The organism is Exiguobacterium sp. s194 (genome assembly GCF_018618275.1).
GTDB classification, from domain to species: Bacteria; Bacillota; Bacilli; order Exiguobacteriales; family Exiguobacteriaceae; genus Exiguobacterium; species Exiguobacterium chiriqhucha.
The window spans coordinates 152,235-178,144 of the sequence record NZ_JACSLT010000004.1 but is presented as its reverse complement, the minus strand read 5'-3'; the positions used below and the strand labels follow the sequence as shown (position 1 = coordinate 178,144).

The following is a 25,910-nucleotide window of genomic DNA, read 5'->3' as shown; positions in this document are numbered from 1 at the left end:
CTTTCTCTAGGTTGAAAGAATACTTAGGGCAGAAGGAGTTGAAAAGCAATGAAACAAGGAATCCACCCAGAATACCGTAAAGTCGTATTCATGGACTCGACGACTGAGTTCAAATTCATCTCTGGTTCGACTCGTTACTCTAACGAGACAATCACGATGGAAGATGGTAACGAATACCCACTCATCCGTGTCGATGTATCTTCTGATTCGCACCCGTTCTACACAGGTCGCCAGAAATTCGCATCTGCGGACGGTCGTATCGAGCGCTTCAACAAGAAGTACCAACGTTAATCGTCAACTTGTATGCACACCGCCTAGGGATTGCCCTTGGCGGTTTTTATTTTTTTTAGATAGAAGTCAACCCTTTTTCTTCAAGAAAAAGATGGGTATAATCGGGAAGCGATTAACGAAGGAGAGGGCGAAGTAGAATGATGCATGTGACGAACCGTTACGGTTGGATAGAAGTGATTTGTGGGAGTATGTTTTCTGGGAAATCGGAGGAACTGATCCGCCGTGTCCGTCGGGCGCACTACGGGAAAATCCCTGTCCAAGTGTTCAAACCGGCAATCGACGACCGGTATCATGAAGAGAACGTCGTCTCCCACAGCGGCAACTCGGTCGTGGCCGTGCCGATTCAATCGAGTCAAGACTTATACGATGCGGTGCGTGAAGAGACGCAAGTCATCGCCATCGACGAGGTTCAGTTTTTCGACGAAGGAATCGTCGACGTGATCGAGCAATTGGCGTCAGAAGACAAACGTGTCATCTGCGCAGGGCTCGACATGGACTTCCGAGGTGAGCCGTTCACGATGATGCCAGAGCTGTTGTCGCGTGCCGAATTTGTCACGAAGCTGCAGGCCATCTGTCTATCATGCGGGGCGCCAGCTTCTCGGACACAACGATTGATTGACGGTGAACCGGCGCGTTTCGAAGACCCGGTCATCTTGGTCGGCGCTTCCGAGTCGTACGAACCGCGTTGCCGTCATTGCCACGACGTCCCGAATAAACCACGCCCAGTCCGCCATACAGTGGCCGACTGACGTCAACGGACCGCCCTTGGCGGTTCGTTTTTTGCTATAATGAAGACAGTTCGATTTGACGGAGAAAGGACGGATCATCATGTTTGACCGTTTGAGCGTATTAGAAGAACGCTATATGCAATTAAATGAGATGCTCGCTGACCCTGAAGTGCTCAGCGACGCGAATAAATTACGACAATATTCAAAAGAACAGTCGCAACTCGAAGAAACGGTGCAGGCGTACCGTCACTATAAAGAGACGAGCACGGCGTATAAAGAAGCAAAAGCGATGCTTGAAGACCGCACGCTCGATGCCGATATGCGCGAGCTCGCCAAAGAAGAGATGTCACTCCTCGAGCCGGAAGTGAAGGCGCTCGAGGCGAAATTACGCGTCTTGCTGTTACCGAAAGACCCGAACGACGACAAGAACGTCATCGTCGAGATTCGCGGGGCAGCCGGCGGAGACGAGGCGGCACTGTTCGCAGTCGACCTATACAAGATGTACACGCGTTTCGCCGAGCGGCAGAACTGGAAGGCCGAATTGATTGACGCCAACTATACAGAACTCGGCGGTTTCAAAGAAGTGACGTTCCTCATCAACGGGACGGGTGCCTATTCGAAACTGAAGTTCGAGAACGGGGCGCATCGGGTCCAACGTGTCCCATCGACCGAGTCGGGCGGACGCATCCATACGTCGACGGCGACCGTCGCCGTGTTGCCGGAAGCAGAGGACGTCGAAGTGCACATCGATATGAAAGACGTCCGTGTCGACACGTTCACATCATCGGGTCCAGGTGGCCAGTCGGTCAACACGACCCAATCGGCCGTGCGCTTGACGCACATCCCATCGGGGCTCGTCGTCTCGTGTCAGGACGAGAAGTCGCAACATAAAAACAAAGACAAGGCGCTCAAAGTACTCCGAGCCCGCCTGTATGACAAGATGCAAAGCGAACACCTACAAGAACTGTCGGCGCAACGCAAATCGGCCGTCGGGACGGGAGACCGCTCAGAGCGGATTCGGACGTATAACTTCCCGCAGAGCCGTGTGACCGACCACCGCATCGGGCTGACACTCCAAAAGCTCGACCGCGTCCTCGCCGGAGAACTTGAAGATATCATCGACGCCCTCGTCATGGACGAACAGGCCCGTCTGATGGAGGATGTCGATTGATGCGGATCGCGGCGAGGCTGAAACAAGCAGAACGGGAGCTCGCGCTCTCGGGTCGCGACGTCTCGATGGCGGAGTGGTGGCTCATGCACGTCCTTGACGTCGATCGGACGGGACTACTCATCCGTTTGTCCGATGAATTGACGACGGAAGAGGCGAAGTCGTTTGACGCCGGGTTCAAGCGTCTCTTGGCAGGTGAGCCGGTCCAACACTTGATTGGTCACGCCCCGTTTTATGGACGGATGTTCGAGGTCAATCGTGACGTCTTGATTCCGCGTCCGGAAACGGAAGAGCTAATTGAATGGGTCGTCGAGCATGTGCATAATGTCTCCGACGATGAGATCGTCGACATCGGGACGGGTAGTGGCGCAATCGCCGTCACACTCAGTCTCGAGCTCGGTGTCCGTGTCCAAACGGTCGATATTTCCCGGGAAGCAATCGCTGTCGCCGAGCGTAATGCAGCGGACCTCGGGGCGGATGTGTCCTTCCATGAAGGAGATTGCCTCGCGCCGATTGCCGACAACTCGATTCGCGTCCTCGTCTCAAATCCGCCTTATATCGAGGCGGACGAACTGCTCGATGAGACGGTAGTGGGCTTCGAGCCTCACCTCGCCTTGTTCGGCGGAGCAGACGGGCTCGACTTTTATCGAACGATCATCGCCGACTCGATGCGCGTCCTGTGTGCCGATTGGCAATTGATTGCATTTGAAATCGGGTATAATCAAGGACAAGTTGTGAAATCGTACCTGTCCGAACGTTATCCTGAAGCAGAAACGGGTATTTTAAAAGATATAAACGGCAAAGACCGAATCGTCTACGCCGTGAGGGAAGGGATTGCGCATGGAAACGAAATGGATCAAGCCGACAGAAGTTGAGGAAGGGGTACGTCTCTTGAAGGCTGGCGAGGTGATTGCCATCCCGACGGAGACTGTCTACGGACTCGCCGGAGATGCGACGAACGATGTCGCCATCAAAAAGATTTTCGAGGCGAAAGGAAGACCGTCGGATAACCCGCTCATCGTCCACGTCGCTACGGTCGAGCAGGCCGAACATTTCGCGCAAACCATCCCGCCGGTCGCGAGACGCTTGATGGAAGTGTTTTGGCCCGGTGCCTTGACCATCATCTTACCGTCGAACGGTCGGGCGTCGTCACTCGTGACGGCTGGTCTGGATTCGATTGGATTGCGGATGCCGGACCATCCGGCCGCACTTGACTTGATCCGCACGTCCGGTCTTGGACTGGCAGCACCAAGTGCGAACCGTTCGGGACGTCCATCACCGACGTCGGCCCGGCACGTGGCAGATGATTTGACCGGTCGGATCGCGGGTATTATGGATGGGGGACCGACAGGCATCGGCGTCGAGTCGACCGTAATCGATTGCACGGCAGAACCGGCGACGATTTTACGTCCGGGCGGCGTGACGAAAGAAGCGATTGAAGCGGTTATTGGCCCGGTCATTCTCGATGCCAACTTGAGCGATGAAACAGCTGCGCCACGATCACCAGGAATGAAGTACACCCATTACGCCCCGAGTGCGCCCCTGTATTTAGTCGAAGGGGGACGTCAAGACCTCGTCCGTGTCGTCATGGCGCGGCAGGAAGCGGGCAAGCGAGTTGGCGCACTCGTGTTCGATGAAGCGACGACCCCGGCTGACGTCACCCTCTCTCTCGGCACTTCGATGGAGACGGCGGCCCAGCGTCTATACGAGGCGTTGCGTAAATTTGATGAGACGGATGTAGAAGAGATTTACGTGAATCGGATTGAACCGACGGGAGTCGCTCTTGCCGTTTATAACCGCCTCTACAAGGCGGCTGGCGGTAAAGTCATCCGTCCATAGGAAGAGGCTTAAGGACATAGAGGAGGATCACGCGATGTCGATGAAACGCGTATTATTCATATGTAGTGGGAACACATGCCGAAGCCCGATGGCGATGGCCCTGCTCCGTTCGAAAGTGACGGGGGACGAGTTCGATATTCGTTCAGCCGGGCTTCGGACGATGCAAGGGTTTGACGCATCAGAAAATGCACTCCAAGTGTTGCGTGAACGAGGAATTGAGCTCGAGCACGTGACGCAAACGTTTGACGACGTCCTCGGACGCTGGTCGGACGTCATCTTGACGATGACACGGGCGCATCGTGAACAGATTCGGGATACGTATCCGGATTTGGCCGATCGCACATTCACATTATATGAGTTCGTCACGGGACTCGAGCGCGATATTAACGACCCGTTCGGAGGGTCGATGAACGTCTACCGCCAAGTCCGAAACGAACTCGAACCACTCGTGAATCGACTTGTGCTAAAATTGACGAATGACGGGTCAAAGGTGACGAAACCACCGAGACGCCTACCAAAGAAGACGGGGGAATGACGGAATGAAAATCGCAATCGGCGCCGATCATGGCGGATTCAATTTGAAGAAAGACATCATCGGATTATTGGAGGAGCTTGGACACGAGTATAAGGACTTCGGGACACACTCGGCCGAGTCAATCGATTATCCGGACGTAGCCATTCCAGTCGCCGAAGCAGTCGCGGCCGGTGAATTCGACCGTGGCATCTTGATTTGCGGTACTGGAATCGGCATCGGCATTGCCGCCAACAAAGTGAAAGGCATTCGGGCGGCACTCGTACACGACTCGTTCAGCGCGAAAGCGACGCGTCAACATAACGACTCGAACATCATGACGATGGGCGAGCGCGTCATCGGACCGGGTCTTGCACTCGACTTAGTGGCGACATGGCTCGATACGGACTTCGAAGGCGGACGCCACTCGAACCGTGTCGACAAGATGAGCGCTTACGAAACGAAGTGACGACGATGAAGGCGGAGCTTTTGAACTTATTGACGGAGTTGCATGAACGGTTTCCATTAGATGAGGAAAAGATGCTCGTCATCGGTTGTTCGACGAGCGAGGTCGTCGGCAAGACGATCGGGAAAGCGGGTTCGATTGATGTGGCGTCGGATTTGATCGAGGCGTTCCTTGCGTTTCGGGACAAGACCGGCGTCCATCTCGCCTTTCAAGGCTGCGAACATATCAATCGCGCCCTTACGATCGAGCGACGGACCTTGAAACAGTTCGGATTGACGGAAGTGACGGTCGTCCCGGTCCGCGCGGCGGGCGGGGCGATGGCCGAGAAGGCGTACGAGCGTTTCGACGCCCCATGCGTCGTCGAATCGATTCAAGCGGACGCCGGCATCGATATCGGATCGACGCTGATCGGCATGCATTTGAAGCCGGTCGCGATCCCGGTCCGGTTGTCGGCGAAGCAGCTCGGTGAGGCGTACGTTACGTTCGCCATCACGCGACCGAAATTGATTGGCGGCCCACGGGCCCACTATCCAGCAAAATAAAGAAAGCCGGTCTGCGCGACCGGCTTTCTTTTGCGTTATAACTCTTCACTGAACAAATACGAGATGACCATCGGGAAGCGATCGCGCCAAGCGAGCTCGTTATGGACACCTTCCTCGATGACCTCGAAGCGGATATGTTCGACCTTGTCGCGCAGCAGGGCGTAGACCCGCTCGCTCGACTCGAGATACATCTCGTTCGTCGGACCGTCCGCTGACGGCTGTTCGACTTCTTTGCGGCCGACGTCCATATACAGACGTTCGACGCCGTTCAAATCACTCGCGTCAATCAATTGCTCGAGCTCGGTCTGGTTGAACCAGAACGCCGAGGACAATGAAGCCACGCGCTTGAAGACATCGGGATAGACGCAAGCGGCGTAAATCGAAATCAAGCCGCCCATCGAGCTGCCCATCATCGCCGTCTCGTCCGGCTTCGTCCGATAGTTCGCGTCAATCATCGGCTTCAACTCTTGGGCGATGTATTCAATGTAGGCTGATCCTTGTCCACCGAGCGTCACGTCTTGACCGAGCAAGCTCTCGCCGATGTACGGGTTCTCCCACGGACCGTACTCGTCGAGCCGCATCTCGCCGGGGGCGCTGTCGATGCCGACGATGATGATGTCGCGCTTCGAGGCGTCCATATACTCGCCGGCGCGCCAGCTCATCTTATAGCTCGCGTCCTCGTCGGCGAACACGTTCTGTCCGTCATGCATATAGAGCACGGGATAACGTTTGTCCGTCGTGTCGTAATCGGCCGGCGTATAAATCCGAATCGTCCGCTCGCGCTCGAACGGGGTGATGGTAATTTGTTTTGTCTCAATCATAAGTAGCCTCCTCTGATCGTCTTCTTTCATATGATACCCGACTTGCCCGTGGATTAGACGATACCCAAAAAAAGAAGCATATGTTACGATGGGGGTGTTGATTTTTAGACATTCAGAGGGGGTTTCAACATGGTAAACACGACGAAGTTGAAAGTACAGGATGCGGAATTGTTTGAAGCGATGCAACACGAGCTCGGTCGCCAACGCGAGAACATCGAACTCATTGCCTCGGAGAATTTTGTCTCAGAAGCAGTCATGGAAGCGCAAGGCGGCGTGCTCACGAACAAGTACGCGGAAGGTTATCCAGGCCGTCGCTACTACGGCGGTTGTGAGTTCGTCGACGTGGCCGAGAACTTGGCCCGCGACCGCGCCAAGGAGCTGTTCGGTGCAGAACACGCCAACGTCCAGCCGCACTCGGGTGCCCAAGCGAACATGGCCGTTTACTTCACAGTCCTTGAAGCCGGTGACACGGTGCTCGGCATGAACTTGTCGCACGGTGGCCATTTGACGCACGGAAGTCCGGTCAACTTCTCAGGCGTTCAGTATAATTTCGTCGAATACGGTGTAGACAAAGAGACAGAACACATCGATTATGACGTTGTCGCAGCCCTCGCGAAAGAACATAAACCAAAACTCATCGTCGCTGGTGCCTCGGCGTACCCGCGGACAATCGACTTCGCCAAGTTCCGTGAAATCGCCGATAGCGTCGATGCCTACCTCATGGTCGACATGGCCCACATCGCAGGTCTCGTCGCAGCCGGTCTTCATCCGAACCCGGTCGAGCACGCGCATTTCGTGACGACGACCACGCACAAGACGCTTCGTGGTCCACGCGGCGGTATGATTCTCTGTAAAGAAGAGTTCGCCAAGGCAATCGACAAGTCGATTTTCCCAGGGATTCAAGGTGGTCCGCTCATGCACGTCATCGCGGCGAAGGCCGTGGCGTTCGGGGAAGCGCTCCAACCTGAGTTCAAAGAGTATCAGGCACAAGTCATCAAGAACGCACAGGTGCTCGCGCAAGGGCTAGAAGAGGAAGGGCTCCGCATCGTATCGGGCGGTACGGATAACCACCTTCTCCTCGTCGACCTCCGCGGCATCGACATCACCGGGAAAGCGGCCGAGCATGCGCTCGACGCAGCCGGCATCACGGTCAACAAGAACACGATTCCATTCGATCCGGCATCACCGTTCGTCACGAGCGGGATTCGTCTCGGGACGGCCGCGATGACGACGCGCGGATTGAAAGAAGACGATATGCGTGAAGTCGCTCGCTTGATCGGACGCGTCTTGACGAACCATGAAGATGAAGCAGTGCTCGCGGAAGCGCACGAAGCAGTTCGCGCGTTGACGTCGAAGTTCTCGCTCTATCCTGAACGAGGCTGACGAATGGACGTACGGACACTCGCAGATCGGGAACTTGCGGAACTGCCGCTCATCGATATGACGGAATGGCTCGTCCGAAAAGGCGAGCATGACCCGACGTTTCGCCTCGTCGCGAACGAGTTCGGGGTCGTGACGACGCTACTCGACCACGGGTATTATATCGAGGCAAGTGAACGGATTGTACCGCTTCTCGGAATGAAAGTGCCGGCGGCGTTTCATCGGCTCGGGCTTGCGCTCGAAGTGAAGGCGAACGGAAAGAAGGCGGCCAAGCGCCGCTTTCGTTCGTTCTCGCCGGCTGTCACCGGTCATGCGGACTTGTCGGCTTGGCGTAACGCCTTCAAATGGAACAAATCGTGGCTCGGTCTGCCGCTCGTCGTTGGTCTCGGTCTGGTCGCACTCATCTTTTGGCCGGATTCGGAGCCGCCGCCCGTGACGCCGACCGCATCAAACGAACGGGTCGAAACGGTGACGGAGGACGAGGCGCTCGCGAAACGGTTAGAAGAGCTCGAGCAAGAAGTTGCTCGACTCGAGGAAGCGAACGAGGCGCTCCAAACCGAGGACGAGACGACCGAAGCCCCTGAGGCACCGGCCGTCATCCCGCTCGGCGAAGTCGAAACGCTCGTCTCGGACAAACGGTACGAGGAAGCCGATGCGCTCCTCATCGGCAAGGCGAAAGCCGGTCAGGAACAGGCCGTCGGGTTTTATCGGTTGCTCGTCGACAACAAGCTCGGCGAAGCAGAGATCGCCGATTATGCCGCCTATGTCGACACGTATCCAGAGTCGGGATATAAGGCGGACGTCTTATGGATGAAAGGCATCGCTGAGAAGAAGGCCGGGGACGACACATACCGGACGACGCTCGCCGAAGTCGCCGCCATGGACGGGACGTATTGGGCCCCGATTGCCAAATCGGTGCTCGAGGAAGAATGAGGTCGCAGCCGTGCTGTGACCTTTTTCTCATCAAATTTTAATCTGTTTCACCGCTCTTTCTCAGCTCGCTCCCGTACAGTAAAGAAAAAGGATAAGGGAGAGGGACATATGCGCTCAACTAGCAGAGGAAAGATTGGAAGATTGATTCGAGGAGTGGCCGTCGGTGCGCTCGCATTGACACTCATGGCGGCAGGTGTCGCCGGGTTCTTATTATTCACCTTGACCGGTAACGCGTGGCTCGACCAAATCGCTCAAGTCGGGACTGATTTGGCGTTTCAGGCGGAAGGGATTGAAACGACGTTTGACCGGATGGGCGATTCACTCGAATTGCGCATCGAACAAGCGATTCCAGAAGCAGTTCGTCCGTTTTTTGACTGAGGAATCCGGGAACACTTAGAATGATGCGTCGGGCGGACTGCTCGGCGTTTTTTTTAGAAAGGATGAATGGAATGCCTACGATTCTCGTCGTTGAAGACGATGCTAAAATTGCCAGATTACTCGAACTTGAACTCATGCATGCCGGTTATCAAGTCGAGGTCGCCCATGACGGGCGGGCCGGGCTCGACCGGGCGCTCGCCGGTGGGATTGACCTGATGTTGCTCGATGTCATGTTGCCGCAGATGAGCGGACTCGAAGTCGTGCGCCGCGTCAAAGAAGAGCAGCCGCTCCTTCCCGTCTTGATGGTGACGGCACGCGGGGACCGCTACGATAAAGTGAGCGGGCTCGACCTCGGGGCCGATGATTACATCACAAAACCGTTCGAAATGGAGGAGTTGCTCGCGCGGATTCGGGCGTTCTTACGGATGCGTCAACACGTCCAAGTCGATACGAGTGAACGGGTCCTTTCCTATGAGGGGCTGACCGTCGACGTCAATCGCCATGAAGTGGTGTGTGAGGGGCAAAAAGTCGACCTGACCCGGAGGGAGTTCGATTTGCTCGTCTATTTGCTCGAACATCCAGAACGCGTGCTCACGCGCGATCAACTCGTCGAGCACGTCTGGGGCTTTGACTATTACGGGGACACGAACGTCGTCGATGTGTACGTCCGCTATGTCCGCAAGAAACTCGGAGGCTCTTGGATTCAGACGGTCCGAGGCGTCGGCTATATGCTGAAGCGTGGTGAATAAGGTCAACAACCCACCACTTAACGAACTGACGGTCCGTTTGAAGCGGGGGCTTGCGTCCGTCGAGAACCCGACGGCGCCTCTACCCTCGTAGAGTGCAGTTACGCTCGTTCCTGCCCGGTAGTGCGGACGGCGCTCGTGCACCTCCTACCTTCGTGTGGCGGAACATCGGGACGGTCGACCTCGCCCCTGCCACGGGAGTCATGCTCCCGTGGCACCTGCACCGATGTGTTCGATGCCTTTTCGGTGCAGGTTCATCGCGCCGACCCGGTCGTCGTTCGACCGGTACCGGCAGTTCTTGCATTGGAACGTGTGTAGCTTCTTGTCCCGGTTCGCCTTCTCGGTGTGCCCGCATGTCGGGCAGGTCTGGGAGGTGTGTCTCGGGTCGACGACGATCACCTTCTGTCCGATCAACGCGGCCTTGTACGCGAGCATTTGACGGAACTGGTAGATTGTGCACCAGTTTGGCCGTGCCGAACCGCCACGTCCCGTTGAAGTACCGCCTCATGCCCTTGCGCGCATAGTCCAGCTTGATCCGGCCGTCCAGCGTGTTCACGCTGAACCGGTCCCGTGTGAGCGAGTAGTCGCGGTTCCAGACGAGGTCGTACTCGGGACGCTTGAACTCGACCCGGGACCACGCGTGCCCGTTCGACCTCGCCGACTTGTACCGGGCGACCACCGTCTTCATGACCGACTGGGCCATCTGGCTCTTCAGGCCGAACCGTTGCCGGATCTCGGCATAGTGCGCGTCGTTGAGGCTCGCCTGGTTCAGGTCCCCCGTCTCGAAGACATGACCCGACAGCCAGTCACAGGCCGACCGGTACGCGTCCATCGTTGCCCTCAGAGTAGCGGCTTGAGAGTCTTGGATGTAGATTTGTATTTTTGCAGTGATTGTAGACATGGTACTCACCACCTTTCGCTACATAAACGATACCCGTTTTTTTAGCGGAAAATGAATGGACTTAACTCATAGAAGGGAGGAGGCAAGGTAGGAGTTCATAAGCGGTTATCATGCACATGTTTAGCATGATTGTGTCCCATACCGAAAATGATGGAAATTCCTCCCCCCACTAATCGTCGGGCTGTGCCCGGGACACGATTGAAGTAGGGGTATCCTTGCCGATTAAAGATGAAGCTACGGACGAAAATCGCCTTGGCGATGGCGGGGTTCATGTTGTTCCTGCTGATCACCTCGTTCGGTGTCGCCTGGCTCGTATCGCGCCAACAGATCGTCGACGCTCGTTATGATGTTTTGCGCCAGGCGCTCAGCTTGCTCGAGGAAGACGAGCGGAACCAACAAGCCGTCTTGTCGTTGCACGAGGACAGTGTCGTGCTCGAACGGCAGGCGAACGGCGATTGGGGCATCATCGGTGGACAGGCCGATGGCGCTCTTCGATTCCCGGTCAATTTCGGGGAACCGGCGCTCGTCGATGACTGGTTCGTCATCGCGACGTCGAATGGGCTTGGTTACGCCTTTCAAGACGCGGCCGTGAGTGAAACGCTGCGGACGCTGGCGACGATTTTCCTTGTCATCTTCCTGATTGCCGTGGCGGTGACGTTCCTCGGCAGTCTATGGATCGTACGCCAAGGGCTCGACCCGTTACGCCGTCTCGAATCGACGATGGAACGAATCACCGAGTCAGGTACGCTTGAGACAATCGATGTCGGCAAGGACAAAGATGAGGTATCGACGCTCGCGACGGGCTTTAACCAAATGATTGCGCGAGTCGAAGGGTCGATGGAGCAACAACGACGTTTCGTCGCCGATGTTTCACATGAACTGAAGACACCGCTCACCGTCATCGAAGGGTACGCCAAACTGCTTCGGCGCTGGGGTCAGAGCGACCCGGCCGTCCGCGACGAGGCGATTGACCATATCTTGACCGAGTCGCGGCAAATGCGTGAGGACTTGATTGAACCGATGCTCGAACTGAGCCGTTTTTCCTCGCTCGAAGACGTGGAGACCGAAGCGATTACCTTGACCGAGCTGGCCGAGCAGTTGACCGAGCGATTCGAACGATCGCACGGTGTCCACGTGCCAATTGAAGCGATGGGCACATGGCACGGGCATCGCGATTCGTTGCAACGGCTCGTCGTCATTTTCATTGACAACAGCTTGAAGTATGCGACCGACACGCGTGTCACGATGACGCCCGACCGCATCGAAGTACGGGACCATGGGACGACGCTCAGTGAGGAAGACCGAGCGCGACTGTTCGACCGCTTCTATCGACTCGATGAGGCACGGGACCGGAGCGGCAGCGGACTTGGCCTCGCCATCGCCAAGGAAGTGGCGGATTTGAACGGATGGAAGGTTGGCAGTTATGCGAACGCGCCGGACGGCAGTGTCTTTTACGTCACAAAATGACAAATCTTTCGCAGATTCTCATCATTTTCTAATGGAATCCTCGTGGTGCTCTAAGGTCACCGTTCTATGATGAAGATGTAGAACAAGTTCACCACATGAAACGAGGAGGAAGCATCATGAAATTAATCGGATGGATTTTAGGAGTCGGGTTGGCGGTACTAGCCGTCGCCGGGATTGGGTTGTATGTCGCGAACGACAAGACGGACACGGTCATCGTCCCACGGGCGGTCGATAGCGTGAACAGCGGAACCGATGATGCCGCAGACGATGCGCAAGATGATGCGAGTCAAGAAGCAGCCACTTCGTCAGAAGGATCAGCATCGAACGATACGCCGGTCCGTTCGGTCGATGACGATGATTATGAATTGTATGGTACCCTCGTCAGCCTATCAGACCGTGACGTGACGATCAGCTTCAGCGGTAAAGAATCGACGTATCCGCTCGCGGCCCGTCATGAGATTGACGACGACACACCGAAAGCCGGTGACCGCGTCAAACTCGAATTCAATCAAAACGAAGAAGTGAAGGAAGTCGACCGTGAAAGTGACGACTTCGACATTTACGGCACGTTCGTCAGCCTGTCGGATCGTGACGTGACCATCGAACGTGATGGCAAGTCAGAGACGTTCAAACTCGCGAGCCGCTACGAGCTTGACGACGAGGCGCCAAAAGCCGGTGACCGGGTCAAACTCGAGTTGAACCTTCAACAGCAAGTGAAAGAGATTGAACGCGACGATGACCGGGATGACCAAGACGATCAAGATGATCAAAACGACGATCAAAATGATGACGACCAAGATGACGACCGTGACGATGATCAAGATGATGATCGCGACGACGACTAAAAAAATGCCACGCAAGTGGCATTTTTTGTTTATTCTTCTAACAAGAGTCATAATTATTATTGTATGATAAGGTGAAAATGAAAATTTTAGGCGATTCAAACCAAATAAATGTGAAAGGAGGGGACGGGATGAAAAACGTCATCGGACTGATGAGTATAGCCGTCATACTGTTAAGTGGATGCGGGACGAATGAAATCAATGCGCTCAATTTACGACCGCTGTCGACGTATGCGATTCAACAAGACCAAGACATTCCGTTGACGTCTGCGTTGAAGACGCGACTGTTGAATTACTGTGAGCGGCAACCGACAGACGTGTTGCCGACGCGTCGGGCCGAATTGGCGGCCATCACATTCCGCCACCCCTTCTATGACGAATTAGGTAGCAAGACCGTCAAATATTGGCGGAGCGGGGACGAGCGTTACGTCTCTTGTTTGAACAGCAACGAACAAAATGAGCGCGTCTTCCGTACCGATGGAATCGAGGCGTTCGAGTCCGCGGCCGGTTCAGGGCCGAGGGAGGTCGATGTCGGGAGCACGTTATCGTTCATTCCTGAACCAGATGTCACGACCGTGGCGCGCGCCTTCGCGGTCAATGAGACGCATGAGACGATTGTTCCGGGTTCGGTCTTCCGGTATCACACACCGGACCGTGGTGCGCTTCATGTCACCTATCACGTCTATCAAGACGGTGCCGAGGCAGGACAGTTGATTGAGCCGGGACTGTTCGTCTTCGAGAGCGGTAAGAATGAAGGCGTGGCGTTCTTGACCCAGTTGGCCGATCAACGGATTACCCTCCAGATGGGTACAGAACAGGCGTGGGACCGAACCGTGTTACCCGGTTCGCTGTCAAGTGAGTACGTGCAAATTGACTCGATGGAAGCCGTCTTCAATTTAGATGCCGAAGGACGTAGGCTCTTGAAACGAATCGTGCTCGCGGATGAGCCGATCGAAGACGTCTCGGAGCAGGATTCGGCCGTCTTATCGACTCGTTATGATACCGTAATCGAGGTATGGGGGACCGTTCAACGACCAGGAGCCGGTGAATTGACGATCACATCGGAGCAAAAAGAGGCGATGCGGTTGGCGACGTACGAGACGGAGACGAAGACGGCCCACCTCGGAGGCCCGAACACGCGCGAACTGTTCGAACTTTTGTCCCGCGTGAAGACGACGAGTGCCGCACCGACGGGCGAACGACGTGGGACGCTCGCATTATATGAGCAGTTGACCGAGCAACGGTTCGACGTTTGGATCGAGGAAGGGAGGGATACCCTTCAACTGATGGACGTCGAGACGAAGCGGGTCTATTTGATTGATCAACTGGAATTAGAGGGATTGCTAGACACTTACATATGAGCCAAAACTAATTCTTTTCCCGTTTCATGACACTTTCATGTCGTGAGACGGGTTTTTGTTGTCAAATTGACACTATGTTTTCGTAAAAAACTATCCTATAATTTTTTTTGCGAAGGTTCAACATTACATACACGAATCCGATACATCCATAAAACACACAGCACTAACCTTCTCGTCATTTGAATATAAGAAAAGGGGGAGCAACGAGACACAACTCCATTCAACCATCATCGTCCGTCACCACGTTTTGTCAGTCATCAGGAGAGGAATAGGTAGTGAAATTGAAAAAGTTAATTATGTCTCTAACGGTAGTGTTGTTGATTGTTAGTCTGAACATGTCTAAAACGGGGGCACAAACCATGAACCCACTCGACGGTGTGAAGAACTATCAAGTGTATTATGGCCATCCAACGGCAGCGATTTTGAAAGATATGCAAAACTATGACCTCGTCATCATTGAACCGCTCCATTATACGAAAGCGCAAGTGGAGCAAATCAAAGCACGCGGGACAAAAGTACTCGGATATATTAGCGTCATGGAAGTCGCGACATGGAACACGGGTCTCATGTCAAAACTTCAGTCAGGTGACTTCTTTACGCGTAACGGACAACGTGTCCATTACTCGGAATGGGATTCGTACTTGACGAACATCGCCTCACCGCACTTCCAAGGGTTGCTCCTCACGGAAATCCAGAACCAAGTCGTCGCCAAAGGCATCGATGGCGTGTTCATGGATACGGTCGGTGATATCGATAACGAACATTTGAACAATCCGACCGTGCTCAAGCAGCAACGTGACGGACTCGTCAACTTCTTGAAGCAAGCACGGGCCCGCTATGGTGAGATCGCCATGGTCCAAAACTGGGGCTTTGACACGTTGGAAACGTCAACGGCACCTTACGTTGACGGCATCATGTGGGAGAGTTTCAACGCCGACACGATCAAGAGCGACGCTTGGTCACAAAACATGATTAAGAAATTACAAGCGGTCGACGCGAAGCATTCGGTCAAGACGCTCACGATTTCGACACGTCTTAGCGCGGACAGCCACAAGCTCGCCAAAGATTCTGGCTTCATCCATTTCCACGAAGCGGATGCTTACGTGAACTGGAGCGCAGGTCTCGTGACGCGCACACAGGATACGGCGCCGGCACCGGTCGCAGTAGCACCGACGACGAAGCCAGCTACGACGACAACGACGAAGCCAGCTGAAACGACAACGACGAAACCGGCTACGACGACAACGACAAAGCCAGCTGAAACGACAACGACGAAACCGGCTACAACGACAACAACGAAGCCAGCTACGACGACAACGACGAAACCGGCTACAACGACAACAACGAAGCCAGCTACGACGACAACGACGAAACCGGCTACGACGACAACGACGAAGCCAGCTACAACGACAGCCACGAAACCGGCTGCGACGACAACGGCGAAACCTGTAACAGAAACGGCGACAAAGCCTGTCACAAAGCCAGTCTCAGCTCCGAAAGCAGATGCCTCGACGGACAAACCGACCGAGTCGAAACAAAAAGCAAAAGCTGACTGGAAGCAAGAGAAGAAAGACAAAAAAGAGAAGAAGAAGGCGAAAAAGCATGCCAAAAAACATGCTAAAAAGCATGCCGCCAAGCACAGCTCGTCTAACGACCATCACGCCGCCAAAGGAAACATGTGCGGAAAAGTGAAACACAAGACGGCCGGTTTCCTAAATTTCTTCAAATTCTAAACCATGTGTCACCTGAACCCCGAGGGATCGATTTCGTTCCTTCGGGTTTCGTCTGACCTCTTAAAAAACAGAAGTTGACCCTACCTTTCTCAGAAAAGTTAGGGTACAATGCTCAAGAGAGATTGAGAGAGGAGTGAAGCATGATGGGCAAAGTACACGTTTATGACCACCCATTGATTCAGCACAAGATGACGATTATGCGTAAAGTAGAGACGGGGACGAAGCAGTTCCGTGAACTCGTAGACGAGGTTTCGTCACTCATGGCATATGAAATTACACGCGACCTTCCGCTTACTGATGTGGAAATTGAGACACCGGTCTCTGTATCGACACAGAAGATGATTGCCGGCAAGAAATTGGGAATCGTCCCAATTTTACGGGCAGGCCTCGGCATGGTGGATGGCTTCCTCAAAATGATGCCGAACGTCAAAGTTGGTCACATCGGTTTATACCGTGACCCAGAGACGCTCGAGCCGCACGAATACTATCTCAAGTTGCCGACGGACGTCACAGAACGTGACTTCATCGTCGTCGACCCGATGCTCGCGACAGGCGGTTCAGCAGCCGACGCGATTGCCGCGCTTAAAAAGCACGGTGCCAAGTCGATCAAGCTCGCTTGCCTCTGTGCAGCCCCTGAAGGTGTGGAACGTGTTCAAGCCGAACACCCGGACGTCGAAATCTATCTCGCCGCACTTGACGAGAAGTTGAACGACCACGGCTACATCGTACCAGGACTCGGTGACGCAGGTGACCGTCTGTTCGGAACAAAATAAGCATGAACCCGATGAGAGGATCCTGGTGATCCTCTCTTTTTTGTGGGAATGTGCACCAATCGATTCAAATTAGTTGAGACGATCGAAGAGACGGCCGATAGTAGAAGAGGAAGAGACCGTAAGTCGGTCCGATGTCGGGATAAGGGAAGAGACACGATGAAGACTAAATTCTCGCTACTGCAAAGATACTTACTCATCTCCTTGATGGCGTTGTTTTTAACGAGCGTCTGGAGCTATAGCGCGTTTCAGGACATCGAGCAGGAAAATCGACGGATTGTCGAGGAAGCCATCCCGATTTCGAACGCTGCCTCGGAGCTGTTTCGGTTACTGCTCGACCAAGAGCTATCGGTTCGGGGCTATACATATAACCAAGACGCGCAGTCGCTCGAACAGTATGAGGCGACGAAACAATCATTGGAGGAGACGATTCGTATTATTCGTTAACTCGACGAGCGTCATCCGATTATGCAGGAATTGATTCAAGACGAGGCGTTGCCGCTCATTCAAAAAATGGAGGCGTTCCATGCGTCGCAAATCGAACTCATCGAGGCGGGGGACGTCATCGCCGCGAACGCGCGTCGCTATAGTGGCATCGATTATATCAACCAGTTCCGAGACGTCGATGCGGCCCTTCGTGAAGACATCGACAACATCATCCAACAAGCCACGCTTCGGAGTGAAATTGCCTCGAATTCAGCGAAATGGGTCATCTTCATCGTCGTCGGCATCGCATTGTTGCTGTTGATGACGTTCATGCATACGTTCCGGCTCGAGCGCAGCAAACAAGCGCTCATCCATCGCTCGCTCCATGACGCCTTGACCGGGATTTGGAATCGTCGAGCTTTTGACGAGAAGTTAGAACGGATGTGGGACGAAGCGACCGATACCGGAGACGTGCTCGCACTTCTCTTACTCGATATCGATGCGTTCAAGACGTATAACGACACATACGGCCATTTGGCCGGAGACGCTTGCCTCGAACGGGTGGCGAACGCGATTGACAAGGCGGTCGGGGAAGACGGCATGACGGCCCGCTATGGAGGCGAAGAGTTCGCGGTGCTCCTGCGGCCACGCCACGCGCGGCAACCGAAAGAAATCGCGGAACGGATTCGGCAGGCGGTGCTCAAACTGAACATCGCGCACGAAATGTACACCCCGTTGCGAAAAGTGAGTGTCAGCATCGGCGTCGCCGAACATGCGCCAACGCCAAGTGGTGATAAGACCGACTTGATTGAGGCGGCCGACCAAGCCCTCTATCAAGCAAAACAGAGTGGGCGCAACCGCGTCTCGGTCGGCCAGGCGACGAACGTAGGTTAAAATCGGCTACAAAAAAAGACGACCTTCCCGATTCGAACGGGAGGGTCGTCTTTCGTATAGGTTTATTGTTCAATCAATCCTTCTTGGATAAGGAAGTCGCGGGCGACTTTCTCCGGACGTTGTTTCTCGACGTCAGCAAGATAATTGAGCTCTTGCATCGTCTCGTCCGTGATTTTCCCGCTCAGCAAGTTCAATACGTCCGCAAGCTCAGGATGCTCGGCGAGCGTCTTTTCGCTGACGATTGGGACCGCATAATACGGCGGGAAGAACTGTTTATCATCCTCGAGGACGGTCAAATCAAAGCGCTTGAGCAAACCATCGGTCGAGAAGCTGTCGATGGCGTTACTCTCGTTGTTCATGAGTGCCGTATAGCGGAGTCCTCCGTCGACCGGTTTCACGTCCTGGAAGTTGAACGGATACGCTTCTTTCAAGCCGAGGTATCCGTCTTCACGGTTTGAGAACTCGATTGTCGGACCAAAGACGAGCTCGTCACTCACCGAGGCAAGATCTGAGACGGTCTTTAAACCGTATTTGTCGACGTCTTCTTGTTTGACGGCAATGGCATACGTGTTATTGAAGCCGATCGGGTCGAGCGTGCGGATATCGAAACGTTCGTTCACTTGTTTCACGACCTTGTCGTAGACGACTTCGGGATCGTTCTCGACTTCTTGCTTCAATACATCGACGAACAACGTACCTGTATATTCGACGTACGTATCAATCTCACCGGTCCGCAGGGCGCTGAAAGCGACCTGGGTCCCGCCGAGGTTCAATTGACGTTTCACATCGAGGTCTGTCTTGTCTTCGATCAAGTCGGCGACCATGTTCCCGAGAATCAATTGCTCGGTAAAGTTTTTCGATCCGACGACAATCGTGTCGTCTTCACGGGTGAAGGCGTAAATCGAACCGGCGAGGAGTAGGACGAACGCCGTCGCGATGACGATGAGTGGTTTCGTGACTTTCTTCGCCGAGCGGCGTGTCTTTTTCTTCATCCGGCCATCCGCGAGGACGATGCCGTTCGGTGCGACCTTGTACTCGATGCGGCTGACGATGAAATCAATCAACAGTGCAAGCAGACCGGCCGGGATGGCACCGGCAAGGATTTGGTTGTTGTCAACGGTCTGAATCCCGGCGAAGACGAGATAGCCGAGACCACCGGCTCCGACGAATGCGGAGATGGTCATGAGTCCGACAGCTGTGACCGCCGAAATGCGAATCCCCGCCATGATGATCGGGAGTGCGAGCGGAAGCTGGATTTTACTCAAAATCTGGCGGTCGGTGAGCCCGATCCCTTTGGCCGACTCAAGCGTATCGCCCGGGATGCTCGATAGTCCCGTATACGTGTTTTTCACGATCGGGAGGAGCGAGTACAAGACGACCATGATGATGGCCGGGGTCGATCCGATTCCGATGAACGGGATCAAAAATCCGAGGAGCGCTAAACTCGGTACGGCTTGGACGACGCTCGTCAGACCGAGAATCGGCTTGGCGAGACGCGGGATCCGTAAGATGAGAATCCCGAGTGGTACCCCGAGTAAGACGGCGAGCGAGACGGCAAAGACCGTCAGCTGTAAGTGTTCGAGCAAGAGCGTCCCGATTTGGTCGGTGTTGCTCGTGAAGTAATTGAAAAACGATTGAATGGCATTCATATAGTTTCCTCCTCTTGCATGAATTGCTCACTGAGGACGGAAAGCAAACTGCTGCGTGTGATCAAACCGTGAAGCATCGAACCGTCGACGACCGGGAGATACCCTTGGTCGCTCGTGTTCATGACGTCTAAAATGTCGAGGAGCGAGTCCTCGATTGAGACGAAAGCATAGTTCGTGTTCATGACTTCCTCGAGCCGCTTCGTCTTGTCTTGGATGCCGTGGACATCTTTCAATTTGATGAGTCCTTGAAGGACACGATCACGGTCTGTGATCAACAAACTGTCGACCTTGCGGGAGCGCATGATTTCAATCGCTTGAAGCACCGTCCGCTTCCCGCTGATCGATACCGGGTCGGTGATCATGATGTCTTTCGCTTTAATGAATTCAGGGCTGTTCCAAATCCGATTCTTCCCGATGAACGACTCGACGTATTCGTCTTTCGGGTTCCGGAGAATTTGTTCCGGAGTATCGAATTGGACGATTTCCCCGTCGCGCATGATACAAATGCGATCGGCCAGCTTGATCGCCTCATCCATATCATGGGTGACGAACACAATCGTCTTTTTCACTTCTTCTTGTAGATTGAACAGTTCTTCTTGGAGATCGTTTCGAGTGACAGGGTCAAGGGCGCTGAACGGTTCATCCATCAAAATGACTTCCGGGTCGTTCATGAGGGCACGGGCGAAACCGATACGCTGCTGCTGACCGCCGCTCAATTCGCTCGGATAGCGATCGATGAATTGGTCCGGGTCGAGGCCGACCATGCGGAGGAGGTGTTCGGTGCGCGCATCCATGTCTTGTTCGGCGTGTCCTTCGAGACCGGCGATCAATTGAATGTTTTCGCGAATCGTCATATGCGGAAAGAGGCCAGTCTGTTGAATGACGTAGCCCATCTGGCGACGCAGTTCAATCGGGTCCATCTTCCGGGTATCCTGTCCGTTGACGATGATCGTCCCTTCCGTCGGCTCGATCAAACGGTTGATCATTTTGAGCGATGTCGTCTTCCCGCAGCCGGAGGGGCCGATAAAGACGACGAGTTCACCTTTGTTGATGGTGAGGTTCATCTCTTTCAAGACGGTCGTGTTCTTGAATGTTTTTTGCACTTGTTTAAATTCAATCATGCATTCACCCTTTTCAATAATTATTTTCACATAACCTTATATGCCCGTTGTCGAAGGATTGTAAACATTATTTTTGAAAAAAGCGTTTAAAGGTCGGATAAAGCGGGGATTATTACTTCTATTTTTTTATAAAAGGAGAAAAAAGAGGAACAGCACCCGAATCAGCGGGCCGTTCCTCTTGATTGGTCAGGATGGCATCGCCTCGACGAGCAAATCGGCTAGATGGACGGCGCGCATCGATTCAGTCCCATGCTCTTGAATCCCGAGTTGCATCTGCATGTGGCAACCCGGATTTGACGTCACGATCGTTTGTGCTGCCGTGGCGTTCACGTGCCCCATCTTCATCTCGAGGATGTCGTTGGCGATATGGGGCTGCAGAATGTTGTACACACCGGCCGAGCCGCAGCAGTGGTCGGCGTGCTTCTGCTCGATATAGACGGCCCCTTCGATCGCCTGGAGCAATACCCGTGGGGCGAGCGCCCCTTTTTGGACGTTGCGAAGGTGACACGAGTCTTGGTACGTGATGAGTTGCGCCGGCAGCGTGAGCGGTACGCGGTCGAGGAAGCCGACCTCGAGTAAGATCGAGGCGAAGTCTTTGATCTTGGCCGTGAATCGTTCGGCGCGTTCGGCCCATTCCGGGTCGTGCTTCAACAGATGATCATAACCGACGAGGAACGCCCCGCAACCACCGGCGTTCGTGATGATGTAGTCGACGTCCTCGGCCTCGAACGCCGCGATGTTCTGTTTGGCGAGCGTGACGGCGCCCGCCTGTTCGCCGGCATGACCATGTAAGGCCCCGCAACACTGTTGCGTTTTCGGGATGACGATGTCGCAGCCCGCCGCTTGGAGCAGTTTAATCGTGTTGGCATTCGTCTCATAGAACATCGTGTCCATCAAACAGCCGCTGAAGAAGGCGACTCGGGCCGTTGTCGCTCCCGTCGCCGGGATTTGCTCCGGACGTCGACGTCGCTCCGTCTTCGGTGGGACCGTCGGTAAAATCGTCTCCATCTTCTGGAGCTGGTCCGGGAACCAGTCGAGGATGCGGAGCTTGTGAGTGAGCGTCTGGACGCCAGACTGTTGATAGAAGCGGAGAAAGCCCGTCGCCGTCTCCATCTTCGCCTTATTCAAGAACAGCCCGTCAAAGACGACTTTTCGGACGAGCCGCTCGCGGACCGGCATTTGTCCCGTCGCACGTTTATGTTCGGTAATGGCGGCGCGTGCGTCCTCGAGCAAGACGCTATAGCGTACCCCGGCCGGACATGCCGGCTCACAGGCGAGACAACCGAGACATTCGTTGAGCGTCTTTTCGACGCCCTCATCCGGTTCAATCAATCCGTCGACGACACCTTTCATGATGGCGATGCGACCGCGCGGGGAGGCGGACTCGTCTTTCGAGCGGATATACGTCGGGCACGTCGGCAGGCAAAAGCCGCAACGCATGCAGCCGAGCATCTCTTCATAGTCGAGCTTCTCGGTCATGCGGGTGGCGAGTTCGGGCGTCTGCTTCATGATTTACCTCCTTGGACGATGCGTTTTTTCGCCGCTTTGGCGAACATCTTCTGCGGGTTCATGATGCCGTGCGGGTCGAAGGCGAGCTTGATGCCTTTCATGACGTCTATCCCGGCCGGACCGAGCTTCCATTCGAGATACGGTGCTTTCATCGCCCCGACCCCATGCTCGCCGGTGATCGTCCCGCCGAGGTCGAGTGCGGCGGCGAAAATATCGGCGAACGCCGCCTCGACACGTTCCATCTCCTCATGATTCCGGGCATCGGTCGCGACTGTCGGATGCAGGTTGCCGTCCCCGGCATGACCGAACGTGGCGATTTGAATGTCATACGCCCGTCCGATCGCTTCGATGCGCCGGACCATCTCGGCAATCTCGCTCCGTGGCACGGTCGCATCCTCTAAAATCGTCGTCGGGCTGAGTCGGGCGAGGGCGGACAAGGCGATGCGCCGGGCGTAGCGAAGCGTCTCGGCATGTGCCTCGTCTCGGGCCACTTCGACCGACAAGGCACCTTCTTCTAAACAGACAGCATGCATCGCTTCGATATCTTGTCGGACGACGTCACGTGGGCCGTCCTGTTCTAATAGAAGGAGAGCGCCGACGTCAGTCGGCAATCCGATGTTCGCATACGCCTCGACGACCTCGATCGTCTTCTTGTCCATGAACTCGAGTGTCGCCGGGATGACGCGATTCTCGATGATGCGGCTCACCGTTCGGGCCGCCCTGTCCAAGTCCTCGAAATAAGCGAGCATCGTCTGTTTTGTCTCGGGGAGCGGGATGAGCTTGAGTGTCGCTTGCGTAATGACGGCGAGTGTCCCTTCCGAGCCGACGAGGAGACGTGTCAAATCGTACCCGGCCACGTCCTTGGCGAGCTTGCCGCCCGTATGGAGGACATCCCCGTTCGGGAGCACCGCCTCGAGCGCGAGCACGTAATCGGCCGTCACACCGTATTTCAATCCGCGTAACCCACCTGAGTTCTCGCTGATGTTGCCGCCAATCGTCGAGATTTTCATCGAGCTCGGATCCGGTGGGTAGAACAGTCCTTTCGCCTCGACGGCTTGTGCTAGGTGGGCAGTGATGCAGCCCGGCTCGACCGTCACCGTCAAATTCTTCTCGTCAATCTCGAGGATGCGGTCCATATGGCGGAAATCCATGACGACACCACCAGAAAGCGGCGTCGTCCCGCCGGCAAGGTTCGTTGCCGACCCACGGGGGACGACCGGGATGCGGTATGTATGGCACAGCCGTAGCACAGCCTGTACATGCTCGGTCGAGCGAGGGGCGACAATGGCGTCGGGCATCGCCTGATAGTTCGGTGTCGCGTCAAACGAATAGGCGAGTCGGGTCGTCGGGTCCGTGAAGACGACGTCGGCACCGATTTCCTCACGTAATTGATTCATCCAGTCCATGGTAGTTCCTCCTCACACGCATCAAAATTTTCATGATGCGGGCGTCGGTTTCGAAAGTCACAAAATCGACACATTTTTAGATAGCGCTTACATCGTAATCGTAGCCATTCGAACTGGTATTGTCCACCCATTTCGGCTTGATGGGAAGGGATTTCCAGACGTGTGGACGACAAAAATCGCCCTGTGAGATTCATCACTACAAATTCGTCAGAACCCCTCGACATGATAAAAAGATAATCGGTATACTGATACAGGACGATGAAAACGATTTCAAAATCGGGTCAACGTCCGTTTCAAAACCTTTTGTGAACGTAAGCCGTTTGTCATTGTGTTTTCCAAAACGTGGAGGTATAACTGAACTATTCTTCATCTGATTCGCAATGTGAAATGTTATAAAGTTAACATTTTTATTTCACCGTTTCTTCATACTTTTTTAAAATTTAGCGATTTTAATTTAGTTTGTGAACTGCGTAAAAGCCTTGATACACCTTGATTTAAAGCGCTTTTATAATTGTGAAATTCATTGACTTCTTATGCCATTTCCAGTACTCTGAACTTGTGTGACTTTTGATGGTCACGCGAGTGTGAATTCGATGGAGAAGACGGAAAGCTCGGCAGCTCGAAAGGAGGATCAGGATGACGAAAAAAGACAATCGTTACCTGTCCTACGCCTCGCTCGCCTCTCAAATTTCGACCGCGCTCGCTGGACCGATCGTCATCGGTTATCTCGTTGGCCAATACGGGGCGAGACGTGAGTTTTGGGGCACGTTTGGTTGGAATGTGTCGGTGTTTCTGGGGATGGCTCTCGGAATCACGGCGCTTGTTCTCACCCTTCGAAGTTTACTGACAGGAGAGGACGAATGAAGCTAGAACAAACGGAACTACAACAAGTGCAAGCAGACAGAAAAGCACAAAAGCAGTTGATGAAACGCTATACGAAGTGGTTTATCGGATGGTTCGCCATTCTCCTCATCGGAGCGCTCATCGTCCCTATGTACAAACCGATATTTCTCGGCTTGTTCCTAGGTGGGGTCGCCAGTCTCATTATTCTACATATGCAGAATCGAAGCGTCATTCGTATGTTTGACGTCATCGAACATGGACGACGCCCAAAGTCGCACGGGACTGTTTCAAGAATGGCAGTCGGTGCACTAGCCGTGATAGTCGGTCTCTTTTATGAGGATCGAGTATCGCTGATTGCGGTGGTAACTGGTCTAATCGCCGGCCACATCATACAATTTGGCGAGTTCACACTTGCCCAGCTCAGCAGGAAAAGAGGTGAATACTAATGGGTCATGAGTTTCCCACATATTCTCTACAACTTGGAGATTATACGTTATATGGGAGCTGGACGAACGTCATTACGGTGCTGATCGCATCACTACTCGTATTTACGTTTGCCGTTTGGGGAACGCGACGCTTGGCTATGAAGCCGACTGGTAAGCAGAACTTAATGGAATTTTTCGCAGAATTCACACGCGGGATTATCTCGAGTGCGATGGACTGGAAGACTGGGGGCCGTTTCATCGGGTTTGGAATGACGTTGATTTTGTTCATTCTCTTCTCGAACTTGATGGGTCTACCGTTTAACGTCATTTCTGGTCACTATCTATGGTTCAACTCACCGACGGCCGATCCTTACGTCACGTTGGCATTGTCGACACTCGTCGTTGCAATGTCGCACTATTACGGCGTGAAGCTACATGGTTTGAAGCACTACTCGGCGGAATTCGTGAAGCCGGTCTGGTTCTTATTGCCGATCAAGCTCATCGAGGAGTTCGCGAACACCTTGACGCTCGGTCTGCGTCTTTACGGTAACATCTTTGCCGGTGAAATCATGATTACCATCATCTTGGGACTCGCAATTACCGCAGAAGGGGCACTTAACCCACTCGGTGCTGTGTTCGCAATTCTCCCAATGATTTTATGGCAAGGCTTCTCAATCTTTATCGGGGTTATCCAATCCTACATTTTCCTGACGCTTGCAATGGTGTACATCGGGCATAAAGCTTCTGCCGAGCATTAATT

General features: G+C 54.2%; 27 protein-coding genes and 1 pseudogene. 22 read left to right on the top strand and 6 right to left on the bottom strand.

Annotated elements, in window-relative coordinates; genetic code table 11:
• The first annotated feature begins 48 nt into the window (after positions 1-48).
• The 8 genes from KNP85_RS06520 (at position 49) to KNP85_RS06485 (ending at position 5,545) form a co-directional block, all read left to right on the top strand.
• Positions 49-291, top strand: a complete 243-nt coding sequence (locus KNP85_RS06520) for a type B 50S ribosomal protein L31 (protein WP_021066109.1) — start codon at positions 49-51, stop codon at positions 289-291.
• 137 nt (positions 292-428) lie between these two features.
• Positions 429-1,040 carry a thymidine kinase gene (locus tag KNP85_RS06515; protein WP_021066110.1) on the top strand — a complete coding sequence of 204 codons (612 nt, stop codon included), beginning with the start codon at positions 429-431 and terminating at the stop codon, positions 1,038-1,040.
• A gap of 79 nt (positions 1,041-1,119) precedes the next feature.
• On the top strand, positions 1,120-2,190 hold the full coding sequence (gene prfA / locus KNP85_RS06510; RefSeq protein ID WP_029594669.1) for a peptide chain release factor 1: 1,071 nt from the start codon (positions 1,120-1,122) through the stop codon (positions 2,188-2,190).
• Complete coding sequence (gene prmC / locus KNP85_RS06505; RefSeq protein ID WP_214802443.1) at positions 2,190-3,062, top strand: peptide chain release factor N(5)-glutamine methyltransferase; 873 nt, start codon at positions 2,190-2,192, stop codon at positions 3,060-3,062. The genes prfA and prmC overlap by 1 nt, the downstream gene beginning before the upstream one ends.
• On the top strand, positions 3,028-4,026 hold the full coding sequence (locus tag KNP85_RS06500; protein ID WP_214802273.1) for an L-threonylcarbamoyladenylate synthase: 999 nt from the start codon (positions 3,028-3,030) through the stop codon (positions 4,024-4,026). Before prmC ends, KNP85_RS06500 begins: the two co-directional genes overlap by 35 nt.
• A 34-nt stretch (positions 4,027-4,060) precedes the next feature.
• Positions 4,061-4,561 carry a low molecular weight protein arginine phosphatase gene (locus tag KNP85_RS06495; protein ID WP_021066114.1) on the top strand — a complete coding sequence of 167 codons (501 nt, stop codon included), beginning with the start codon at positions 4,061-4,063 and terminating at the stop codon, positions 4,559-4,561.
• A 4-nt stretch (positions 4,562-4,565) separates the two neighbouring features.
• A complete protein-coding gene (gene rpiB / locus KNP85_RS06490; RefSeq protein WP_021066115.1) occupies positions 4,566-5,006 on the top strand; it encodes a ribose 5-phosphate isomerase B in 441 nt (146 codons plus the stop codon).
• The gene (locus tag KNP85_RS06485; RefSeq protein ID WP_087576458.1) at positions 5,003-5,545 is read left to right on the top strand and encodes a TIGR01440 family protein; all 543 of its coding nucleotides are present in this window, start codon (positions 5,003-5,005) and stop codon (positions 5,543-5,545) included. The genes rpiB and KNP85_RS06485 overlap by 4 nt, the downstream gene beginning before the upstream one ends.
• A gap of 35 nt (positions 5,546-5,580) precedes the next feature.
• Here the strand turns inward: KNP85_RS06485 and KNP85_RS06480 are convergent, their stop codons facing one another.
• Entirely contained in the window at positions 5,581-6,366 is a 786-nt protein-coding gene (locus tag KNP85_RS06480; protein WP_029594673.1) for an alpha/beta hydrolase, read from the bottom strand.
• A gap of 129 nt (positions 6,367-6,495) precedes the next feature.
• On the opposite strand from KNP85_RS06480, the gene glyA reads away from it, so the two are divergent.
• From glyA to KNP85_RS06460, 4 genes are all read left to right on the top strand, one after another.
• Positions 6,496-7,749 (top strand): serine hydroxymethyltransferase, encoded by a 1,254-nt coding sequence (gene glyA / locus KNP85_RS06475; RefSeq protein ID WP_058764822.1) that lies wholly within the window; start codon positions 6,496-6,498, stop codon positions 7,747-7,749.
• Between the two features lie 3 nt (positions 7,750-7,752).
• Positions 7,753-8,679, top strand: a complete 927-nt coding sequence (locus KNP85_RS06470; RefSeq protein ID WP_029594674.1) for a hypothetical protein — start codon at positions 7,753-7,755, stop codon at positions 8,677-8,679.
• A gap of 108 nt (positions 8,680-8,787) precedes the next feature.
• A complete protein-coding gene (locus KNP85_RS06465; RefSeq protein WP_144060654.1) occupies positions 8,788-9,057 on the top strand; it encodes a hypothetical protein in 270 nt (89 codons plus the stop codon).
• Positions 9,058-9,128: 71 nt separating this feature from the next.
• Entirely contained in the window at positions 9,129-9,806 is a 678-nt protein-coding gene (locus tag KNP85_RS06460; protein WP_058764818.1) for a response regulator transcription factor, read from the top strand.
• 198 nt (positions 9,807-10,004) lie between these two features.
• On the opposite strand, the pseudogene KNP85_RS06455 reads toward KNP85_RS06460, so the two are convergent.
• Positions 10,005-10,704 (bottom strand): annotated as a pseudogene (locus KNP85_RS06455) (transposase).
• A gap of 228 nt (positions 10,705-10,932) precedes the next feature.
• On the opposite strand from KNP85_RS06455, the gene KNP85_RS06450 reads away from it, so the two are divergent.
• The 7 genes from KNP85_RS06450 (at position 10,933) to KNP85_RS06425 (ending at position 18,197) form a co-directional block, all read left to right on the top strand.
• A complete protein-coding gene (locus KNP85_RS06450) occupies positions 10,933-12,171 on the top strand; it encodes a sensor histidine kinase (protein ID WP_214802270.1) in 1,239 nt (412 codons plus the stop codon).
• 116 nt (positions 12,172-12,287) lie between these two features.
• Positions 12,288-13,016 carry a hypothetical protein gene (locus KNP85_RS06445; protein WP_236355746.1) on the top strand — a complete coding sequence of 243 codons (729 nt, stop codon included), beginning with the start codon at positions 12,288-12,290 and terminating at the stop codon, positions 13,014-13,016.
• A gap of 128 nt (positions 13,017-13,144) precedes the next feature.
• Positions 13,145-14,374: a hypothetical protein gene (locus KNP85_RS06440; protein ID WP_214802264.1), complete on the top strand. Its 1,230-nt coding sequence runs from the start codon at positions 13,145-13,147 to the stop codon at positions 14,372-14,374.
• Positions 14,375-14,733: 359 nt separating this feature from the next.
• Complete coding sequence (locus KNP85_RS06435; protein ID WP_214802261.1) at positions 14,734-16,107, top strand: glycoside hydrolase family 191 protein; 1,374 nt, start codon at positions 14,734-14,736, stop codon at positions 16,105-16,107.
• Positions 16,108-16,250: 143 nt separating this feature from the next.
• A complete protein-coding gene (gene upp, locus KNP85_RS06430; RefSeq protein WP_021066126.1) occupies positions 16,251-16,880 on the top strand; it encodes a uracil phosphoribosyltransferase in 630 nt (209 codons plus the stop codon).
• 156 nt (positions 16,881-17,036) lie between these two features.
• Positions 17,037-17,324, top strand: coding sequence for a CHASE3 domain-containing protein (locus KNP85_RS15775; RefSeq protein ID WP_251136248.1), 288 nt, complete (start codon positions 17,037-17,039; stop codon positions 17,322-17,324).
• 21 nt (positions 17,325-17,345) lie between these two features.
• Complete coding sequence (locus tag KNP85_RS06425) at positions 17,346-18,197, top strand: GGDEF domain-containing protein (RefSeq protein ID WP_251136247.1); 852 nt, start codon at positions 17,346-17,348, stop codon at positions 18,195-18,197.
• A 62-nt stretch (positions 18,198-18,259) separates the two neighbouring features.
• Here KNP85_RS06425 and KNP85_RS06420 read toward each other — a convergent pair whose 3' ends face one another.
• From KNP85_RS06420 to KNP85_RS06405, 4 genes are all read right to left on the bottom strand, one after another.
• Positions 18,260-19,846 carry an ABC transporter permease/substrate-binding protein gene (locus KNP85_RS06420; protein WP_214802258.1) on the bottom strand — a complete coding sequence of 529 codons (1,587 nt, stop codon included), beginning with the start codon at positions 19,844-19,846 and terminating at the stop codon, positions 18,260-18,262.
• Entirely contained in the window at positions 19,843-20,967 is a 1,125-nt protein-coding gene (locus KNP85_RS06415) for an ABC transporter ATP-binding protein (RefSeq protein ID WP_029594683.1), read from the bottom strand. Before KNP85_RS06415 ends, KNP85_RS06420 begins: the two co-directional genes overlap by 4 nt.
• Before the next feature lie 186 nt (positions 20,968-21,153).
• The gene (locus tag KNP85_RS06410; RefSeq protein WP_251136246.1) at positions 21,154-22,476 is read right to left on the bottom strand and encodes a (Fe-S)-binding protein; all 1,323 of its coding nucleotides are present in this window, start codon (positions 22,474-22,476) and stop codon (positions 21,154-21,156) included.
• Positions 22,473-23,873, bottom strand: coding sequence for an FAD-binding oxidoreductase (locus KNP85_RS06405; RefSeq protein WP_251136259.1), 1,401 nt, complete (start codon positions 23,871-23,873; stop codon positions 22,473-22,475). The genes KNP85_RS06410 and KNP85_RS06405 overlap by 4 nt, the downstream gene beginning before the upstream one ends.
• 645 nt (positions 23,874-24,518) lie before the next feature.
• Here KNP85_RS06405 and KNP85_RS06400 point away from each other — a divergent pair.
• The 3 genes from KNP85_RS06400 to atpB are packed head-to-tail and all read left to right on the top strand — an operon-like array spanning position 24,519 to position 25,908.
• Positions 24,519-24,746, top strand: coding sequence for a hypothetical protein (locus KNP85_RS06400; RefSeq protein ID WP_021066132.1), 228 nt, complete (start codon positions 24,519-24,521; stop codon positions 24,744-24,746).
• Entirely contained in the window at positions 24,743-25,171 is a 429-nt protein-coding gene (locus tag KNP85_RS06395; protein ID WP_058764799.1) for an ATP synthase subunit I, read from the top strand. Before KNP85_RS06400 ends, KNP85_RS06395 begins: the two co-directional genes overlap by 4 nt.
• Entirely contained in the window at positions 25,171-25,908 is a 738-nt protein-coding gene (atpB, locus tag KNP85_RS06390) for a F0F1 ATP synthase subunit A (protein WP_021066134.1), read from the top strand. The genes KNP85_RS06395 and atpB overlap by 1 nt, the downstream gene beginning before the upstream one ends.
• Positions 25,909-25,910: the final 2 nt, after the last annotated feature.

Bases quoted from the DNA above. Each gene is read 5' to 3' on its own strand.
- KNP85_RS06520 (WP_021066109.1), top strand. From the start codon at position 49: ATGAAACAAGGAATCCACCCAGAATACCGTAAAGTCGTATTCATGGAC.
- KNP85_RS06515 (WP_021066110.1), top strand. From the start codon at position 429: ATGATGCATGTGACGAACCGTTACGGTTGGATAGAAGTGATTTGTGGG.
- prfA (WP_029594669.1), top strand. From the start codon at position 1,120: ATGTTTGACCGTTTGAGCGTATTAGAAGAACGCTATATGCAATTAAAT.
- prmC (WP_214802443.1), top strand. From the start codon at position 2,190: ATGCGGATCGCGGCGAGGCTGAAACAAGCAGAACGGGAGCTCGCGCTC.
- KNP85_RS06500 (WP_214802273.1), top strand. From the start codon at position 3,028: ATGGAAACGAAATGGATCAAGCCGACAGAAGTTGAGGAAGGGGTACGT.
- KNP85_RS06495 (WP_021066114.1), top strand. From the start codon at position 4,061: ATGTCGATGAAACGCGTATTATTCATATGTAGTGGGAACACATGCCGA.
- rpiB (WP_021066115.1), top strand. From the start codon at position 4,566: ATGAAAATCGCAATCGGCGCCGATCATGGCGGATTCAATTTGAAGAAA.
- KNP85_RS06480 (WP_029594673.1), bottom strand. From the start codon at position 6,366: ATGATTGAGACAAAACAAATTACCATCACCCCGTTCGAGCGCGAGCGG.
- glyA (WP_058764822.1), top strand. From the start codon at position 6,496: ATGGTAAACACGACGAAGTTGAAAGTACAGGATGCGGAATTGTTTGAA.
- KNP85_RS06470 (WP_029594674.1), top strand. From the start codon at position 7,753: ATGGACGTACGGACACTCGCAGATCGGGAACTTGCGGAACTGCCGCTC.
- KNP85_RS06465 (WP_144060654.1), top strand. From the start codon at position 8,788: ATGCGCTCAACTAGCAGAGGAAAGATTGGAAGATTGATTCGAGGAGTG.
- KNP85_RS06460 (WP_058764818.1), top strand. From the start codon at position 9,129: ATGCCTACGATTCTCGTCGTTGAAGACGATGCTAAAATTGCCAGATTA.
- KNP85_RS06450 (WP_214802270.1), top strand. From the start codon at position 10,933: ATGAAGCTACGGACGAAAATCGCCTTGGCGATGGCGGGGTTCATGTTG.
- KNP85_RS06445 (WP_236355746.1), top strand. From the start codon at position 12,288: ATGAAATTAATCGGATGGATTTTAGGAGTCGGGTTGGCGGTACTAGCC.
- KNP85_RS06440 (WP_214802264.1), top strand. From the start codon at position 13,145: ATGAAAAACGTCATCGGACTGATGAGTATAGCCGTCATACTGTTAAGT.
- KNP85_RS06435 (WP_214802261.1), top strand. From the start codon at position 14,734: ATGAACCCACTCGACGGTGTGAAGAACTATCAAGTGTATTATGGCCAT.
- upp (WP_021066126.1), top strand. From the start codon at position 16,251: ATGGGCAAAGTACACGTTTATGACCACCCATTGATTCAGCACAAGATG.
- KNP85_RS15775 (WP_251136248.1), top strand. From the start codon at position 17,037: ATGAAGACTAAATTCTCGCTACTGCAAAGATACTTACTCATCTCCTTG.
- KNP85_RS06425 (WP_251136247.1), top strand. From the start codon at position 17,346: ATGCAGGAATTGATTCAAGACGAGGCGTTGCCGCTCATTCAAAAAATG.
- KNP85_RS06420 (WP_214802258.1), bottom strand. From the start codon at position 19,846: ATGAATGCCATTCAATCGTTTTTCAATTACTTCACGAGCAACACCGAC.
- KNP85_RS06415 (WP_029594683.1), bottom strand. From the start codon at position 20,967: ATGATTGAATTTAAACAAGTGCAAAAAACATTCAAGAACACGACCGTC.
- KNP85_RS06410 (WP_251136246.1), bottom strand. From the start codon at position 22,476: ATGAAGCAGACGCCCGAACTCGCCACCCGCATGACCGAGAAGCTCGAC.
- KNP85_RS06405 (WP_251136259.1), bottom strand. From the start codon at position 23,873: ATGAATCAATTACGTGAGGAAATCGGTGCCGACGTCGTCTTCACGGAC.
- KNP85_RS06400 (WP_021066132.1), top strand. From the start codon at position 24,519: ATGACGAAAAAAGACAATCGTTACCTGTCCTACGCCTCGCTCGCCTCT.
- KNP85_RS06395 (WP_058764799.1), top strand. From the start codon at position 24,743: ATGAAGCTAGAACAAACGGAACTACAACAAGTGCAAGCAGACAGAAAA.
- atpB (WP_021066134.1), top strand. From the start codon at position 25,171: ATGGGTCATGAGTTTCCCACATATTCTCTACAACTTGGAGATTATACG.